17 protein-coding genes are annotated in these 14,931 nt (G+C 63.8%); 5 read left to right on the top strand and 12 right to left on the bottom strand.

The genetic code is table 11. From position 1 onward, the window contains the following. From sdhD to NKH90_RS03400, 3 genes are all read right to left on the bottom strand, one after another. Positions 1–396 carry a succinate dehydrogenase, hydrophobic membrane anchor protein gene (sdhD, locus tag NKH90_RS03410; protein ID WP_292663226.1) on the bottom strand — a complete coding sequence of 132 codons (396 nt, stop codon included), beginning with the start codon at positions 394–396 and terminating at the stop codon, positions 1–3. 1 nt (position 397) lies between these two features. Further along, on the bottom strand, positions 398–817 hold the full coding sequence (gene sdhC, locus NKH90_RS03405; protein WP_292663224.1) for a succinate dehydrogenase, cytochrome b556 subunit: 420 nt from the start codon (positions 815–817) through the stop codon (positions 398–400). A gap of 243 nt (positions 818–1,060) precedes the next feature. Then, entirely contained in the window at positions 1,061–1,441 is a 381-nt protein-coding gene (locus NKH90_RS03400; protein ID WP_352450157.1) for a hypothetical protein, read from the bottom strand. A gap of 256 nt (positions 1,442–1,697) precedes the next feature. Here NKH90_RS03400 and NKH90_RS03395 point away from each other — a divergent pair, with 256 nt between their 5' ends. Further along, complete coding sequence (locus NKH90_RS03395; protein ID WP_352450158.1) at positions 1,698–2,057, top strand: hypothetical protein; 360 nt, start codon at positions 1,698–1,700, stop codon at positions 2,055–2,057. Here NKH90_RS03395 and NKH90_RS03390 read toward each other — a convergent pair. Next, a complete protein-coding gene (locus NKH90_RS03390; protein ID WP_352817305.1) occupies positions 2,041–3,261 on the bottom strand; it encodes a GGDEF domain-containing protein in 1,221 nt (406 codons plus the stop codon). The two genes, NKH90_RS03395 and NKH90_RS03390, sit on opposite strands and share 17 nt — an antisense overlap. Before the next feature lie 75 nt (positions 3,262–3,336). After that, the gene (locus NKH90_RS03385; RefSeq protein ID WP_352817303.1) at positions 3,337–4,533 is read right to left on the bottom strand and encodes a GGDEF domain-containing protein; all 1,197 of its coding nucleotides are present in this window, start codon (positions 4,531–4,533) and stop codon (positions 3,337–3,339) included. 160 nt (positions 4,534–4,693) lie between these two features. Here NKH90_RS03385 and NKH90_RS03380 point away from each other — a divergent pair, with 160 nt between their 5' ends. Further along, positions 4,694–5,005 carry a hypothetical protein gene (locus NKH90_RS03380; RefSeq protein WP_352817300.1) on the top strand — a complete coding sequence of 104 codons (312 nt, stop codon included), beginning with the start codon at positions 4,694–4,696 and terminating at the stop codon, positions 5,003–5,005. Between the two features lie 58 nt (positions 5,006–5,063). Here NKH90_RS03380 and leuC read toward each other — a convergent pair whose 3' ends face one another. The 5 genes from leuC to rplS all read right to left on the bottom strand — a co-directional run bounded on the left by leuC (position 5,064) and on the right by rplS (position 10,092). Then, positions 5,064–6,473, bottom strand: a complete 1,410-nt coding sequence (gene leuC / locus NKH90_RS03375) for a 3-isopropylmalate dehydratase large subunit (RefSeq protein WP_352817298.1) — start codon at positions 6,471–6,473, stop codon at positions 5,064–5,066. A 249-nt stretch (positions 6,474–6,722) separates the two neighbouring features. Beyond that, entirely contained in the window at positions 6,723–7,358 is a 636-nt protein-coding gene (locus NKH90_RS03370; protein ID WP_352817296.1) for a class I SAM-dependent DNA methyltransferase, read from the bottom strand. A gap of 52 nt (positions 7,359–7,410) precedes the next feature. Further along, on the bottom strand, positions 7,411–8,226 hold the full coding sequence (locus NKH90_RS03365; protein WP_352470797.1) for an amino acid ABC transporter permease: 816 nt from the start codon (positions 8,224–8,226) through the stop codon (positions 7,411–7,413). A 266-nt stretch (positions 8,227–8,492) separates the two neighbouring features. Next, on the bottom strand, positions 8,493–9,290 hold the full coding sequence (locus NKH90_RS03360; RefSeq protein ID WP_352817291.1) for a transporter substrate-binding domain-containing protein: 798 nt from the start codon (positions 9,288–9,290) through the stop codon (positions 8,493–8,495). A gap of 262 nt (positions 9,291–9,552) precedes the next feature. After that, positions 9,553–10,092 carry a 50S ribosomal protein L19 gene (gene rplS, locus NKH90_RS03355; RefSeq protein WP_254817835.1) on the bottom strand — a complete coding sequence of 180 codons (540 nt, stop codon included), beginning with the start codon at positions 10,090–10,092 and terminating at the stop codon, positions 9,553–9,555. Positions 10,093–10,458: 366 nt separating this feature from the next. Between rplS and NKH90_RS03350 the strand changes: the two genes are divergently transcribed. Further along, positions 10,459–11,211, top strand: coding sequence for a sulfite exporter TauE/SafE family protein (locus NKH90_RS03350; RefSeq protein WP_023679781.1), 753 nt, complete (start codon positions 10,459–10,461; stop codon positions 11,209–11,211). Here NKH90_RS03350 and trmD read toward each other — a convergent pair. Then, positions 11,193–11,891, bottom strand: a complete 699-nt coding sequence (gene trmD / locus NKH90_RS03345; RefSeq protein ID WP_352470799.1) for a tRNA (guanosine(37)-N1)-methyltransferase TrmD — start codon at positions 11,889–11,891, stop codon at positions 11,193–11,195. The genes NKH90_RS03350 and trmD overlap by 19 nt on opposite strands. Continuing rightward, a complete protein-coding gene (gene rimM, locus NKH90_RS03340) occupies positions 11,888–12,487 on the bottom strand; it encodes a ribosome maturation factor RimM (RefSeq protein ID WP_352685328.1) in 600 nt (199 codons plus the stop codon). Before rimM ends, trmD begins: the two co-directional genes overlap by 4 nt. A 115-nt stretch (positions 12,488–12,602) precedes the next feature. On the opposite strand from rimM, the gene NKH90_RS03335 reads away from it, so the two are divergent. Beyond that, positions 12,603–13,541, top strand: coding sequence for a tyrosine recombinase XerC (locus NKH90_RS03335; RefSeq protein WP_352470801.1), 939 nt, complete (start codon positions 12,603–12,605; stop codon positions 13,539–13,541). An 85-nt stretch (positions 13,542–13,626) separates the two neighbouring features. After that, positions 13,627–14,694, top strand: coding sequence for a TraB/GumN family protein (locus NKH90_RS03330; RefSeq protein WP_352767378.1), 1,068 nt, complete (start codon positions 13,627–13,629; stop codon positions 14,692–14,694). The last annotated feature ends 237 nt before the right edge of the window (positions 14,695–14,931 follow it).

Below are 14,931 nucleotides of genomic sequence, written 5' to 3'. Positions count from 1 at the left end.
TCAGCCTCCAAATGCCAGTTTAAGCAGGGCGAAGACCGAAGCGACGCCGACGACTACGGGAAAGAATGTGTTGAGGGCGAGCAGCGCCAGCCTGGTGCCTTCGCCATGCACATAGTCTTCGATGATCGCCTGCATGCCGAGCCGCATGTGGTAGAGCACCGACAGCAGCACCAGCGCCAGCACCAGTGCAACGAACGGATTGGCAAGTGCGGCGCGCACCTCGAGATAGCTGGCGCCGTTGAGTGCGATCAGGAAGCCGACGAAGAACAGGACCAGCGGGATGTTGGAGATCGCCGTCAGCCGCTGGCGCCAGAAATGGCCGGTGCCCTCGCGGGCGGAACCGAGGCCGCGGACCTTGGCCAGCGGCGTGCGCATGTCGGTGTTCTTGCCGTTCATGTCAGGCTCCCCGCGCCATGTAGCCGGCAATCCAGATCAGCAGCGTCAGCGTGACCGAGCCGGCAAGCGTCGCCCAGGCGATCCTCGATGCCGTATGCTTTTCCAGCCCTGCCCCAGTGTCCCAGATAAGATGGCGCACACCGCCCAGCATGTGGTGCATCAGCGCCCAGCTGTAGCCGAACAGCACCAGCCGTCCCAGCCACGAGCCGAAGGCCCAGTTGACGGCATTGAAGGTCGCCTCCGAGCTCGCCGCCGCCATCAGCCACAGCGCGACCAGCAGCGTGCCGAAATAGAGCGCCCCGCCGGTGATGCGGTGAACGATCGACATCGTCATGGTGATCGGCGGCCGATAGACGGTCAGATGCGGCGAAAGCGGCCGTTCACGTCTGGCAAATTCGCGGGTGGCTGGTGATTTGCTCATGGCTCCCCCAGTTCGGCGTCTCTGGAGCCTCAGGTGGGAATGCGGCATTACCGCTTCCGGTTGCGACTTCGGACAGCCGGTTTCTAATGCTCTTTTTGCACCGCGTCAAAGCCGGAAAACCGTTTCGAAAACGTAATTTAGTCTGATGAAAGCGAGGCTTTCAGCTTCAATCGATTAGCGCTGTCGCCTTGCGCCGGCACAATGTCGCCGCACTGCAAAATATGGCTTGCGCAAGGGGGCGGATCAGCGCTTGCAGGCCAGCGGTGATGCACCGCCCTTCATCACCAGCGCCTCACGCCCATCGATCACGATTGCGTCATGCGCCTCGCCGTAACGGCTGGTCTGATTGGCCGGTGAGGCCGGCAGCTCGGCGCTGGCGCCGTTCTGGCCGAGGACGCGCACCGACGTGCCGAGATTCTCGATGGTCATCACGCTGCCGTCGGCGCAGTTGTAAGTAGCTGTGCGCGGCTGCGGTGCCGTCGGTTCGCTAGCAGCCGGAGCAAGCGACACGGAAGCGGCGGCCGTGTTGCCGAGCTTGGGCGCGCTGGTCTGCGGCGCGCAGGCGGCTGCAGCCAGCAGCGGCGGAATGGCCAGCGCCATCCGAAACGTGCGGCGTAATCTCATTTGCTGCCTTCCCCACCGCGTATCGAGCCCGCCGCGATGCTCCGGCAAGCCACCGGATTTCATGCTTTTTGAGTCGCGCCCGATGCTGGGAATGGTGGGAACAAGGCGTGGCCGAATGATGGCCGGTGGGCGATCGGGTATTAACCATATTTTCCGAGACCTCGCCCGTGCTGCGGTTGCCCTCTTAACAAAGGTTAATAAAAGGTTAATTTCTGATTCGAGGAGGCTTGCCTCTCAGCAACTGGAGCAGCACGCCATGCATTCGAATTCAGCAGGATCGCGCCTTCCCTGGTTCCTATTGGCGGCGCTCGCCGTCGGCGTCGTCGCACCGGCATTCGCCGGGACGCGCCATCATGACCGCGTCTATGCCGATTCCTTCGGCAATCTCGTCATCGACAGCGCCGCCGGCTACAAGCGTATCCTCGTTGGCGAGGGCAAGCTGGCCAAGGAATTGTCCGACTACACCAGCGCCGGCCAGCCCGACGTGATCTACGAAAACGAATCGGACGATGTCCGCGGCGGCGACTGCTATAGGCCGCCGGTTTTCGTCAAGGGCCGCAGCTATATGTACGGCCTCTCCGACGGCGAAATGCCGGAGCTCAGCCCCTGCCGCTGACGGCCATGCCGCCCTTGGTTGACGGCGCCGGCAGGGCAACAGCCGGCCCCACCGAGACACGCACGCAATCGCGACCGCTGCCCTTCGCCTGATAGAGCGCTTTGTCGGCGCGCCGCAGCAGGTCGGAAAAGCTTTCGCCCGGACCAAGCTCGGCAACGCCGAAGCTGGCGCTGCAGCGGTGATCCGCGGACAGGCAGTCGATCGGCGTGGCACCGAAGGCGCTCCGCGTACCCTCGGCAAAGAGCCGGGCGGCGGCTAGATTGGTCCCGGGCAGGAAAATCGCGAATTCCTCGCCGCCGATGCGGCCGGCGACATGATGGTCGGCCGCGGCATCGCGGAGAAAACCGGCAAAGGTCTCGATGACCCGATCGCCCGACGCGTGGCCGTAAGTATCGTTGATGCGCTTGAAATGGTCGAGATCGGCAATGACCAGTGCCGCTGGAACGGCGCGCCGCATGGCGTCACGCAGTGCGATCTCGGCATGGCGCTCGAAGCCGCCACGGTTGAGCAGCCGCGAAAGCGTGTCGGTTTCCGATTTCGACGTCGCCTCGGCGAGCACGTCGCGGACCAGGATAGCCAATGTCACCAGCGCAAGCGCCAGGCCGAACACGGTGCCGACCGACTGCGACACCAACGCATAGCTGGTCTGCGCATAAGATTGCGGGTTGGCGCCCCAGCCACCAAGCGCATGGGCGATGAAGGGTTTGCTGGCGAACTGCAAGGTGCTGGCCGCCAGGACAGCCATCAGCATATAGTCGAGCCGCTCGCGTCTTTGCCTGGACGACAAGACGATCGCCAGCCCGGTGAACTGCATGGCCGCATAGGGAAGCTGGTAGGCCGCCATTCGCACAAAGGATTGGCGTGGCAGGTCCTGCACGAAGTAGACCGCGAGGGTGGCGAAGACCAGGAAGAACAGCATCGGCGGCCAAGGCGGCGAAACGCGGTATTTATGGGCAAGCCCGCCATTGAAGGCGATGGTAGCGCCAAGGAAGGCGGCAAAGGCGGCGACAACCACGGGGCGCGCATTGTCGAAGGCAGGAATGCTGAACTCGATCGCGAAATAAGCCGTGCCGAGCACATAGCCGAACGCCAGCCAGCGTGCCGACACCCGGCCGGCGTCATAGACCGCGATCGTCATGAAGGCCGCCGCCAGCAGCCCGGCAACGAACAGGTTGATCAGCAGGATGAAATTAGCGCTGCCCATGGCGTTTTGGAACTCCCCCGAACAGCAAATCACCAACGCGCGAAAAAGACGTTAATTCGAAGCCGCCGCTGACGCTCAGCCAGCACTGTTCCTATTGGGAAGGACGACCGTTTCAGGCCGCTGATAGGACAGGCATACGCTGTCGCGGCCACTCCTTTTGGCTCTGTAGAGCGCTTCGTCGGCGCGGCGCATCAGCGGGTCCAGCCCTTCGTCGCTGGTGCGGGCGGCCACGCCGAAGCTGGCGGTCACTCTTGTCTCGGGCGGAAGTCCGTCGATTCTGCCCGCCGAATAGAGCGTGCGAATGGCTTCGGCAAACAATCTTGCCGCGCCAAGGTCGCTGAGCGGCAACAGCACGGCGAACTCCTCGCCGCCGATGCGGCCGGCAACGCCGCCCGTGCCTGCAGCCGACAGAAGCTTGGCGGCAAAATCGGCGATGACGCGATCCCCGGCTGCGTGGCCATGCTGATCGTTCAGCGCCTTGAAATGATCGAGATCGGACAGCACCAGCGCAACCGGCAATCGCGCCGTGGCACAGTGCTGCAGGACCAGCGTGGCGCGCTCCTCGAACCCGCGGCGGTTGAGCAGGCCCGACAGCGGGTCTGTCAGGGTTTCGGTCTTCAGGGCCTTCATCACATCGAGCGCGGCGGCGCCGAACAGGCAAAGCGCGATGAGCAGCGACAGCAATGCATGCGACAGCAGAGCCGTCGTCCAGTAGGACGAAGAGTAAAGCCCTTCATAGCTGGTGAACGGCCCATGCGCGATGACGACGGCAAGCGTCCGCGCCAGGAAGTTCAGGCCGGAAAGCAGCGACAGCACGAACAGGATCATTTCTGTCGGGCCGTTGTTGCGCACCACGCGCAACTCGGCGGCGACAACCAGGCTGATGCCGCCGAAGCTGAAATTGATGGCAAGGATGCGCCAGGTGAGATCCGGCCGGGCAAAAAGAAACCACGAGAACGCGGCCAGGCCGCCGCAGGCCAGAATGCCGACCGCCGGGTAAGGCACGCGCCGCCCATAGCGCGCAATGACCGCGCCGGCGAGACAGCAGGTGGCGAAGGTGAAGCACAGGATCGAGATGAGCTTGGTCGGTGCCATGCCGACCGGCAGCGTGAAATACTGGAGCAGGAAGCCTGCGGCCGAGGCCGAGTAGCCCGCCGCCAGCACAGCCAGATAGGGACGGTGGCGCTGATAGAACCACAGCACGAGAAATGCCGCGCCGAGTGTGAGGGCGATGCCTGGATTGAGCAGCGCTATGAGCAGGCCGGTGTCCAAGCGCTGTAATTTCCCCTCGCTTCCCTTGGAGGACCTTAGAGCGGAAGCCCAAACAAGCGGTTAAGCGAAAGCGAATATACGACAGGTGCGTCGACAAAGCCGCTGGGCGGAACCGCGAACGGGGAGCGGCGTTTCACGACGGCAACCAGGAGACGCTCCGATGGCCGACATGATCATGCTGACCGATCACGATGCAATTCGCTCATGGGCCGCGGCACGCGCCGGCTTTCCGGCGATCGTCGACGTGTCGCCCGAAGCCGGAACGCAGCCCATGCTGAGGCTGGTCTTCGGCCAGCATGCCTACCAGGACCAGGATGAGGCCGAACGCCCGGTCAATGCCGGCGGCTACGAACTGGTCGAATGGGACGAATGGTTCAAACTCTTCGACGAGCGCCAACTGGCGCTGGTCGTCGCAAAGGACCAACCCGGCCGCCGTGAGGGATTCCACGAATTCGTCAGGCGGCCCGACTGAAGAATGCCCGAACCGCATTGCGGCTCGGGCTCCTCATATCCGACTGCGCGCGCCTGCCCTATTTCCACTCGCGGATGTCGACGAAATGGCCGGCGATCGCCGCCGCCGCGGCCATTGCCGGCGACACCAGATGGGTGCGGCCCTTGAAGCCTTGGCGCCCTTCGAAATTGCGGTTCGAGGTCGAGGCGCAGCGTTCATGCGGCTTCAGCCGGTCGTCGTTCATGGCAAGGCACATCGAGCAGCCCGGCTCACGCCAGTCAAAGCCGGCGGCGACAAAGATCTTGTCGAGGCCTTCGGCCTCTGCCTGTTCCTTGACCAGGCCGGAGCCCGGCACGATCATCGCACTGACCCGCGGATTGACCTTCTTGCCCTCGATCACCTTGGCGGCGGCGCGCAGATCCTCGATGCGGCCATTGGTGCAGGAGCCGATGAAGACGCGATCGAGTTCGATATCGGTGATCTTGGTGCCCGGCTTCAGGCCCATATAGTCGAGTGCGCGCTGCTTGGAGGTGCGCTTGTTCTCATCAGTGATGTCGTCCGGGTTCGGCACGATGCCTTGCACCGAGACCACGTCCTCGGGCGAGGAGCCCCAGGAGACGATCGGCGGCAGCTTTGCCGCGTCGAGCACGACCACCTTGTCGAAATGCGCGCCTTCGTCGGACTGCAGCGTCTTCCAGTAGGCGAGCGCGGCGTCCCACGCTTCGCCCTTGGGGGCGCGCGGCTTGTCTTTGACATAGGCGAAGGTGGTCTCGTCGGGCGCGATCAGGCCGGCGCGCGCGCCGGCTTCGATCGACATGTTGCAGATCGTCATGCGGCCTTCCATCGACAGCGCACGGATTGCCTCGCCGGCATATTCGATGACATAGCCGGTGCCGCCGGCCGTGCCGATCTCGCCGATGATGGCAAGGATGATGTCCTTGGCGGTGACGCCTTCCGGCAGTGCGCCGTCGACGCGCACCAGCATGTTCTTGGCCTTGCGCTGGATCAGCGTCTGCGTCGCCAGCACATGCTCGACTTCCGAGGTGCCGATGCCATGCGCCAGCGCCCCGAACGCGCCATGCGTCGAGGTGTGGCTGTCGCCGCAGACGATGGTCATGCCGGGCAGCGTAAAGCCTTGCTCGGGACCGATGATGTGGACGATGCCCTGGCGGATATCCTTCTCGGAATAATATTCGATACCGAAATCCTTGGCGTTCTTGGCCAGCGCCTCGACCTGGATGCGGCTTTCCTCGTTCTTGATGCCGAACTTGCGCTCGGGCGAGGTCGACACATTGTGGTCGACCACGGCCAGCGTCTTTTCCGGATGCCGAACCTTGCGGTCGGTTATGCGCAGGCCTTCGAAAGCCTGCGGGCTGGTGACTTCGTGGACCAGATGGCGGTCGATATAGAGCAGGCAGGTGCCGTCGTCCTGGCGGTCGACGACATGGTCGTCGAAAATCTTGTCGTAGAGGGTGCGCGGTGCGCTCATTTGCGTAAATCCGTCGATTTAAAAAGGGAAAACGACGCCGGTCGGACCGGCGAAACAGCCTGGCGAGTCTGCCCTAGCTAAGTCGGCTGGTCAGCGCCCCGCAGACGCGCGCGGAAAATCGCGACGGCAGGCGTTTTCTGTCCTGCAGCACGAAACCCTTATAGGCCGGATCGCCAAAAAGCTCTTCCATGGCGCTGCTCATATCAATGTTTTGGCTTTTCAGCAATCGTGGCGGCCTTCGCAGGCGCTTCACAGCACCTCGAACACAAACGTCTTCACCAGCGCGTCGGGCTCGGCGATTGCGTAGCAGCGGAACCACGGGCTCTCCTCGACCGGCCGCCATTTTTTCGCCTGCTCCAGTTCGCCAAACACGGCTTGAAACCCGCCGCTTTCAAAAACCTGGTCGCGGACCGTGAAGATGGCGTGGCCGCCCGTCCTGGTGATGCGTACCAGTTCATGCAGGCCCGACGCCGGTGCGTGGCTGATGGTGAACACGCCGGTCGAGAAAAAGGCGCGGAAATACCCGTCCGCCCAAGGCAATGGCCCGCCGAGCATCGCCTGTTTCAGCTCGCTGTAGGCCTGCCGGCTGCCGGCGATTTTCAGCATGTCCTGCGACAGGTCGAGCCCGGCAATATCGTGGTAGCCGAGTGCCTTGAGCGACGGCCCCGACAGGCCGGTGCCGCAACCGGCGTCGAGCAGCGGCCCTTCGCCCGGTGGCACATGGCGCGCCACCCAGGCGGTGATCAGGAACGGCAGGAGATAGCCGAGCGCCGCGGTTTCGCCGTCATAGGTCGCGGCCCATTGCGCATAGGCCTTGGCGAGCGTCTCAGGCGTGTCGGCCGTATAGACCGCTTCCAGCGCCGCATTGGCCTTGTCGATGATCATGGGTCCTCCCCGGTCGCGTCCGATCGATGGTAGCGCCGTTTTCGCCTGCCTTCTATTCCCCATGCTGGTGGCGGAGCCGCTTCTCCAGCGCCCGCAAGGCCAACGACAGGCCAACGGTCAGGATGAGATAGATATAGGCGACGATCGAATAGGTTTCGAAGAAGCGGAACGAGCCGGCGGCGTAGATCTTGCCCATCTGGGTGATGTCGGCGACGCCCAGCACCGAGACCAGCGAGGAATCCTTGACCATGGCGACGAAATCATTGCCGAGCGGCGGCAGGATGGTGCGGATCGCCTGCGGAAAGATGACCAGCCGGAAGCGCTGGGTGCGCGTCAGCCCGAGCGCCTTGGCCGCCTCGATCTGCCCCTTCTCGACCGCCTGGATACCGGCGCGGAACACCTCCGAGATGAAGGCCGAATAGCCGATGGTCAGCGCCATGACGGCGCGCCAAAGCAACGACACGTCGCGTACCAGCAGCTCACCGAAGAGGCCGGCGCTTTGCAGCGGCGCCATCAGCGCGTTCCATGCCGCGACGAAGGCCGGCGCGCCGGCAAAGGCGATCCAGAACAACAGCACCAGCATCGGCACGCCGCGGATGATCTCGACGTACAAGCGGGCGATCTGGCTGAGCCAGCGTGAGCCCGACAGGCCCATCAGCGCGACGCCGAGGCCGATCGCGCAAGCCAGCGCGAAGGCGACCACCGTGACGAAGATGGTGACGCCGATGCCCTTGGCGACGGTTGCGAAGACCTGGGCATAGACGTCGCTGGCAGCGATGAAGATGGCGGCGGCCAAGGCGATCGCCACGGCCACGGCAAGCCACCACGGGAAGTCGGATTTGGCTGAGGCGAGAGGCGCCGACGGCATCAAGCGGTACCGATAACAGAGTCACGAAGGCAGCGTTCTGTCACACCCCCCTCTGGCCTGCCGGCCATCTCCCCCTCAAGGGGGGAGATCGGCAGCTTTGACCTCGCGGCCCGTTCTGCAACACTGAAAATTGGCGAAAGCCGATGCGAAATCCGATCTCCCCCCTTGAGGGGGAGATGTCCGGCAGGACAGAGGGGGGTGTACGAGCGCAGAGTCAGCGCGAGTTCCCGCGCACAATCGTCATGAAATGCGCGCAACAAGCGGGCCTACTGCCCCATCTTGTAATCAAGGAACCACTTCTTGTTGAGCGCGTCGAGCGTACCGTCGGCCTTGAGCGCGGCGATTGCCGCGTTGACCGGCTTCACCAGGTCGGAGCCCTTGGGGAAGATGAAGCCGAAATCCTCGGTGCCGAGTGGGCCGCCGATCAGCTTAAGGCCGCCATTGGACGCATCGACATAGCCCTTGCCGGCAGTGCCGTCGGTGAGCACGACGTCGACGTCGCCGGCCTTCAGCGCCTGCACCGTCGCGCCGAATGTCTCGAACAGCTTGATGCGCGGGTTCTGCTCGTTGCCGTCGAGCACGCTGTAGACGGCGGTGTAGAAGGGCGTGGTGCCGGCCTGCGCGCCGATCAGCCCGTCCTTGAAGGCGGCGAACGTCTTTGCATCGGTGAAGCGCTTCTCGTCGCCGCGCACCAGCATGAACTGTTCCGAGCGCATATACGGATCGGAGAAATCGACCTTCTGCTTGCGGTCGTCCTTGATGGTGATGCCGGTCATGCCGATGTTGTACTGATTGTCGGAAACCGCCTGGATCATCGCGTCCCAGGAGGTATTCTGGTACTCGACCTTGAAATTCAGCCGTTTGGCGATCTCGTTCATCGCGTCATATTCCCAACCGATCTGCTTGCCGGTCTTGGCATCGATGAACTGCAGCGGCGGATAGGCGTTTTCGGTCACCACCACCACTTTCTTGCCGCCGAGGTCGGGCAGCCCCTGCGCCAGAGCCGCGACAGGCACGAGAAGGCAAGCCAGCAGGCCGGCCAGCAGCAGTTTCGAATTGATCATGACGATGCTCCCCAGGAACTGAACCGCCTCGATCGGCCGAGGCATGCAGGAAATCCGGCGCCGACTTTAGCTTTCCGCCGGCGCCTTGCAAGCCGCTCCGATGCGGCGTTCGGCACGAAAATGGATTTCAATGCTTTCAACGGCGGCATTACGGAACGATCCGTATCGATTGCGGCCGATGCAGCCCGGCAAAATAGAATCCGCCTCGCGAAACAAAAAGGCGGCCGAAGCCGCCTTTCCGAAAATACGTTCTTGAAGAGCCTTATTCGGCGGCAGCTGCTTCCGCGGCCTTGGCGGCCTCGTCGGCGGCCTTCTTCTCGGCGGCGTCCTGCGCGGCCTTCTCGGCGGCCAGCGCCTGGGCGGCGGCCACTTTCTCGGCCTCGATGCGCGCCTTCTCGGCGTTCAGCGCATCGCGCTCTTCGTCGTTCAGCTTGCGGGCGCGCACGCCGGTGTTTTCCGAAATGCGGGCCGATTTGCCGCGACGGTCACGCAAATAGTACAGCTTGGCGCGACGCACCTTGCCGCGGCGCACGATCTCGACGCCTTCGACCATCGGTGAATAGACCGGGAACACCCGCTCCACGCCTTCGCCGTAGGAGATCTTGCGGACGGTGAAGTTTTCCTGGAAGCCGGCGCCGGCGCGGGCGATGACGACGCCCTCATAGGCCTGGACGCGGGTGCGGGTGCCTTCGGTCACACGGACCTGGACGCGCACGGTATCGCCGGGCTGGAATTCGGGGAGCTTGCGCTTGGCTTCGATCTTGGCGGCCTGCTCGGCCTCGAGCTGACGGAGGATGTCCATCTCAATAATCCACTTCTTGTTCTTCCGACAGTCAGAGCGTCCGACACTCGCCTTGCAGTCGCATCGACCGCTCGGCTATGCCCTTCGTTCGAGAACTTCTGTTCGAGAACATCGGGCAGGGGCGACTACACCGTCATTGTTGACGGGCCAGAAGATCGCTCTTGGCATATTTTCTTCCGGTTCGGCGCGCACATACAGCTATTTCGGCGCTTTGTCACGCCTTCGCTGTTTCTTTTTTGGCGCTGTTTCTTTTTGGCTGAGGCCGCTGTGGCAATCCCGTGATCGCTTGTGGTCCAGGGGGTTGCGCCCGCGCGTCAAGCTTCCTAAGCCGGAAGATAAGCATTTTCCTCCAGCGACGACACCCTCATGCCAATCTTGGACGCGGTCCTGCTCTTTCTCGCCGGCTTTCTATCAGGCGCGGTCAATGCCGTTGCCGGCGGCGGCACGTTCATAACCTTTGGCGCCATGACCCTGGCCGGCCTGCCGCCGATCGTCGCCAATGCGACATCGTCGGTGACGCAATTTCCTGGCTACATCACCTCGACGCTCGCCTATTGGCACGACATCAAGCATTTCTGGCGTGGCGCACTGCTGCTCAGCCTCATTTCGGCTCTCGGTGCGCTGTCTGGCGCGCTCATCCTTCTAGGGCTCGACAACCCGTCGTTCCGCGCCTTGGTGCCGTGGCTGCTGCTGGCGGCAACCGCATTGTTCGCTGCCGGGCCATGGCTGAAGCCGGCGCCCAAGCCGGAGCATGAGGCCGCGGTAGGTTCGCTGGTCGGGTCGCTGGCGCAGTTCGCCACCGCCGTCTATGGCGGCTTCTTCGGCGCCGGCATGGGCGTCATGATGCTGGCGACGCTCGGTCTCACCCAGTCCGGCGACTATCACCGGCTGAACGCATTGAAGAACATGCTGGCCGTGGTCATTGCTGCGGTTGCCATCCTCGTCTTCGTCTCGGGCGGCGTCATTGCCTGGCTGCAGGCGATCATCATGATCCCGGGTGGCGCGCTGGGTGGCTATGCCGGCGTCTGGATCGCCAGGCGCGTGCCGCAGAACGCGGTGCGCGGCTTCGTCATCGCCGTCGGCCTGTTCCTGGCTTTCTACTATTTCGATAAGGGCTGAGCGGCTGAAAGATCCGGGCGTCGCTCCTTCGTCAGCCTCTCCGCTTCGGCCCGCCGCCACGCCGCGATCTTCCTGTGATTGCCCGAAATCAGCACTTCGGGGATCGGCCGCCCCTCGAATTCCTGCGGCCGTGTGTAATGCGGATGTTCGAGCAGGCCGTTTTCAAAGCTCTCTTCCTCGCCCGATACCGCATTGCCCATGACGCCGGGCAGCAGGCGCACCACGGCGTCGAGCAGCACGAGTGCCGCCGGCTCGCCGCCGGACAGGATGAAGTCGCCGATCGAAACTTCTTCGAGGCCGCGTGCCTCGATGACCCGCTGGTCGACGCCTTCGAAGCGGCCGCAGACGATCACCGCACCCGGCCCAGCGGCGAGTTCGCGCACGCGTGCCTGGTTCAGCGGCTTGCCGCGCGGGCTCATCAGCAGGCGCGGACGTGGATCGGCTGCCGGCGAGGCATGGTCAATGGCGCTGGCCAGCACGTCTGCCCGCATCACCATGCCGGCGCCGCCGCCGGCCGGCGTGTCATCGACGGTACGGTGACGATCGCTGGCAAAGTCGCGGATCTGGATCGTTTCGAGCGACCAAATGCCGGTCTCGAGGGCGCGGCCGGCCAGCGACAGGCCAAGCGCGCCGGGAAACATCTCGGGATAGAGCGTCAGCACCGAAGCCGAAAAACTCACCGGTTGCCTCCGGCGTCCCTCGGCCCGCGCGGCCTGCCCCTGGGGTCGAAACCGTCGTCAGCGGGAGGCTCGCCGTCCTCATCCTCGACCAAACCTGCGGCGGCTGGATCAACGCGGACAAAGCCGCCGGCGATCGACACTTCCGGAACGGCGGCCTGAGTGAACGGGATGAGCACGCCCTTGCGCCCCGCCAGCGTCACGTCGAGAATGTCGCCGCCGCCGAAATTGTGCACGGCGACGACCTTGCCGACGACCGCACCGGTGTCGTCCTTGACCTCCAGTCCGACGAGGTCGGCATGGTAGAATTCATCCTCTTCGCCCTCATCGGGCAACACCGAACGATCGACGAACAATTCGGTGCCGGCCAGCGCCTCGGCGGCATTGCGGTCGTTGACGCCTTTGAAGCGCACCACCACCACGGTGTTGGCGGGCCTGATGTCAACGATCTGGAAGGCGCGGCCGTCCCTGGCGTAGAGGGGACCGTAATCGGCCAGCGCCAGCGGGTCGCCGGTAAAGCTCTTGACGCGCAATTCGCCCTTGATGCCGTGCGCGGCACCGATCACGGCCATCTGGACGGGGTTTTGCGGCTTGCTCATCTGCGGAAAATCCTTTGCCTTGCTCTAACCCCAGCCCGTCGTCATTTCAATGACGCCGCTCTTCACCGCTTCCTAACCCGCGTGCCGGAAGATGGCGGGGAACTGGAAGAGTGCAATGCAGGAATTCCTCATATCGGCAAAACCCGACCTGCAGGCGGCGCGCGAGGCCTGGCTGAAGATGCTGGCGCGCGAACGCCGGCTATCGCCCGAAACCGTCGAGGCTTATGAGCGCGACACACGCCAGTTCCTGCATTTCCTGACCGGCCATTGCGGCGGCTCGCCCGGCATTTCCGACATCGCCGATCTGCGCCCCGCCGATTTGCGCGGCTTTCTCGCTGCCCGCCGTGCCGAGGGCGCCGGCGCCCGTACGCTCGGGCGCGGGCTGGCCGGCATCCGCTCGCTGTTGCGTTTCCTGGAAAGGCGCGGCCTCGCCAATGCGGCAGGTGCGACAGCCTTGCGCGCGCCGCGGCAGCCGAAATCGCTGCCCAAGCCGCTGACCGCAAGCGATGCAAAACACGTCGTCTCGGTGGAAGGCCAACTGGCGGAGGAGCCGTGGATTGCCGCGCGCAACGCCGCCGTGCTGACCCTGCTCTATGGGTCCGGTTTGCGGATTTCCGAGGCGCTCGGCCTGTCGAGCGCCGATCTTTCCTCACCTGGTGATACCGTGCTGCGCGTCACCGGCAAGGGTGGCAAGACCCGGCTGGTGCCGGTGCTGCCGGTGGCGCTGCGGGCGATTGCCGAATACCGCCGCCTCTGCCCTTGGCATCTCGATCCCAAGGGCCTGCTGTTTCGCGGTGCCCGCGGCGGCCCACTCAACCCGGCAATCGTCCAGCGCGACATGGCCAAGCTGCGCTCGGCGCTCAACCTGCCCGACACGGCGACGCCGCATGCGCTGCGCCATTCCTTCGCCACGCATCTGCTAGGGCGCGGCGGCGACCTGCGCACCATCCAGGAGTTGCTCGGCCACGCCAGCCTGTCGACAACCCAGATATACACCGGCGTCGACACCGCCAGGCTGCTCGAGATTTACGAAGCAGCTCATCCTCGTGCGTGATCGATGCATGTGTCGGTGGCCATCTCGCAACAATTTTGATGCGCCGGTTAACCGTTTTGCCGCTTTTTGCGCCTAGAACCGCAGCATGAAACGCCTCATCGCCATCGCCGACCGCGCGACCCATGTGTCGCTGAAGCTGCTCGTCGCGCTGAACGCCCTGTTTTTCCTCTCTTTCCTCATCGTCGCGCTGCTCGCGGCGGGCAAGGCACGCGCCGAGACTTCGGCCTGCACCGGTAGCGATATGCTGAGCGCGCTGCAAAAGGACGACCCGGCTGCCTACCGCAAGATCGAGGCGGAGGCGGCAGCGACGCCGAACGGCAAGGGCCTGCTGTGGAAGCTCGAAAAATCGGGCGAAAAACCGTCCTTCCTGTTCGGCACCATGCACGTTACCGACCCGCGCGTCACCACGCTGCCACCCGCCGCGCAGAAGGCATTCGATGCGGCTGGCACCGTCATCATCGAGACCACCGAAGTGCTCGACAAGCAGAAGATGATGGCAGCAATGCTGAAAGAGCCGGATCTGATGATGTTCACCGACAAGACGACGCTTTCGTCGCTGCTGTCGCCGGAGGATGCGGCGGTGGTCAACAAGGCGCTCGATGCGCGTGGCATCCCGCCAGCGACCGTCGCCAAGATGAAACCCTGGTTGCTGTCGGCGATGGTGGCGCTACCTGCATGCGAAGTAGCCCGCCAGGCTGGCGGTGCGCCGGTGCTCGACGTCAAGCTTGCCAAGGACGCCGAGGCTTCGGGCAAATCGGTCGAGGGGCTGGAGACAATCGCCGACCAGCTGCGCGCCATGGCTTCGCTGCCGATCGCCTTTCACCTGAAGGGGCTGGTCGATACGCTGAAGCTTGGCGACAAGGTGAACGACGTCAACGAAACCATGATCGTGCTTTACCGGCGTGGCGACACTGGCATGTATGTACCGCTGTTTCGGGCTGTCGTCCCCGAACAGGTCGACGACCAATCGGGTTACGCCGAATTCGAGCAGACCATGATCACCAGCCGCAACAAGGTGATGGTCGATCGTGCAGCGCCGATCCTCGCCCACGGCAATGTCTTCATGGCGGTCGGCGCCATGCACCTACCCGGAGCGCAAGGCTTGGTCGAGGGTTTCCGCAAGACCGGCTATACGGTGACCGCCGTCAACTGAACGACACGGCGGAGTTGCACACCGAATCATTGCCGAGGCGGGATCAGCCCTTACGCGTGGCGCGCCGGCGGATCAGCCGCGCTTCGTGCCAAGAAACCGAAAAAGGTTCGGTTTGGCTCGATCGAACCCATTTTGCGGTGGAAATGCATGCCTGCGAGCGATTCCGGATCAGAATTGCCCTGTTTTCGGCGTTTTCAACGCCTAATGTGAAACCGATTCAACGATTGTACGTTGATG

The organism is Mesorhizobium sp. M0898, assembly GCF_040319695.1.
Taxonomy (GTDB): domain Bacteria; phylum Pseudomonadota; class Alphaproteobacteria; order Rhizobiales; family Rhizobiaceae; genus Mesorhizobium.
This window is presented reverse-complemented; position numbering and strand designations above follow the sequence as displayed.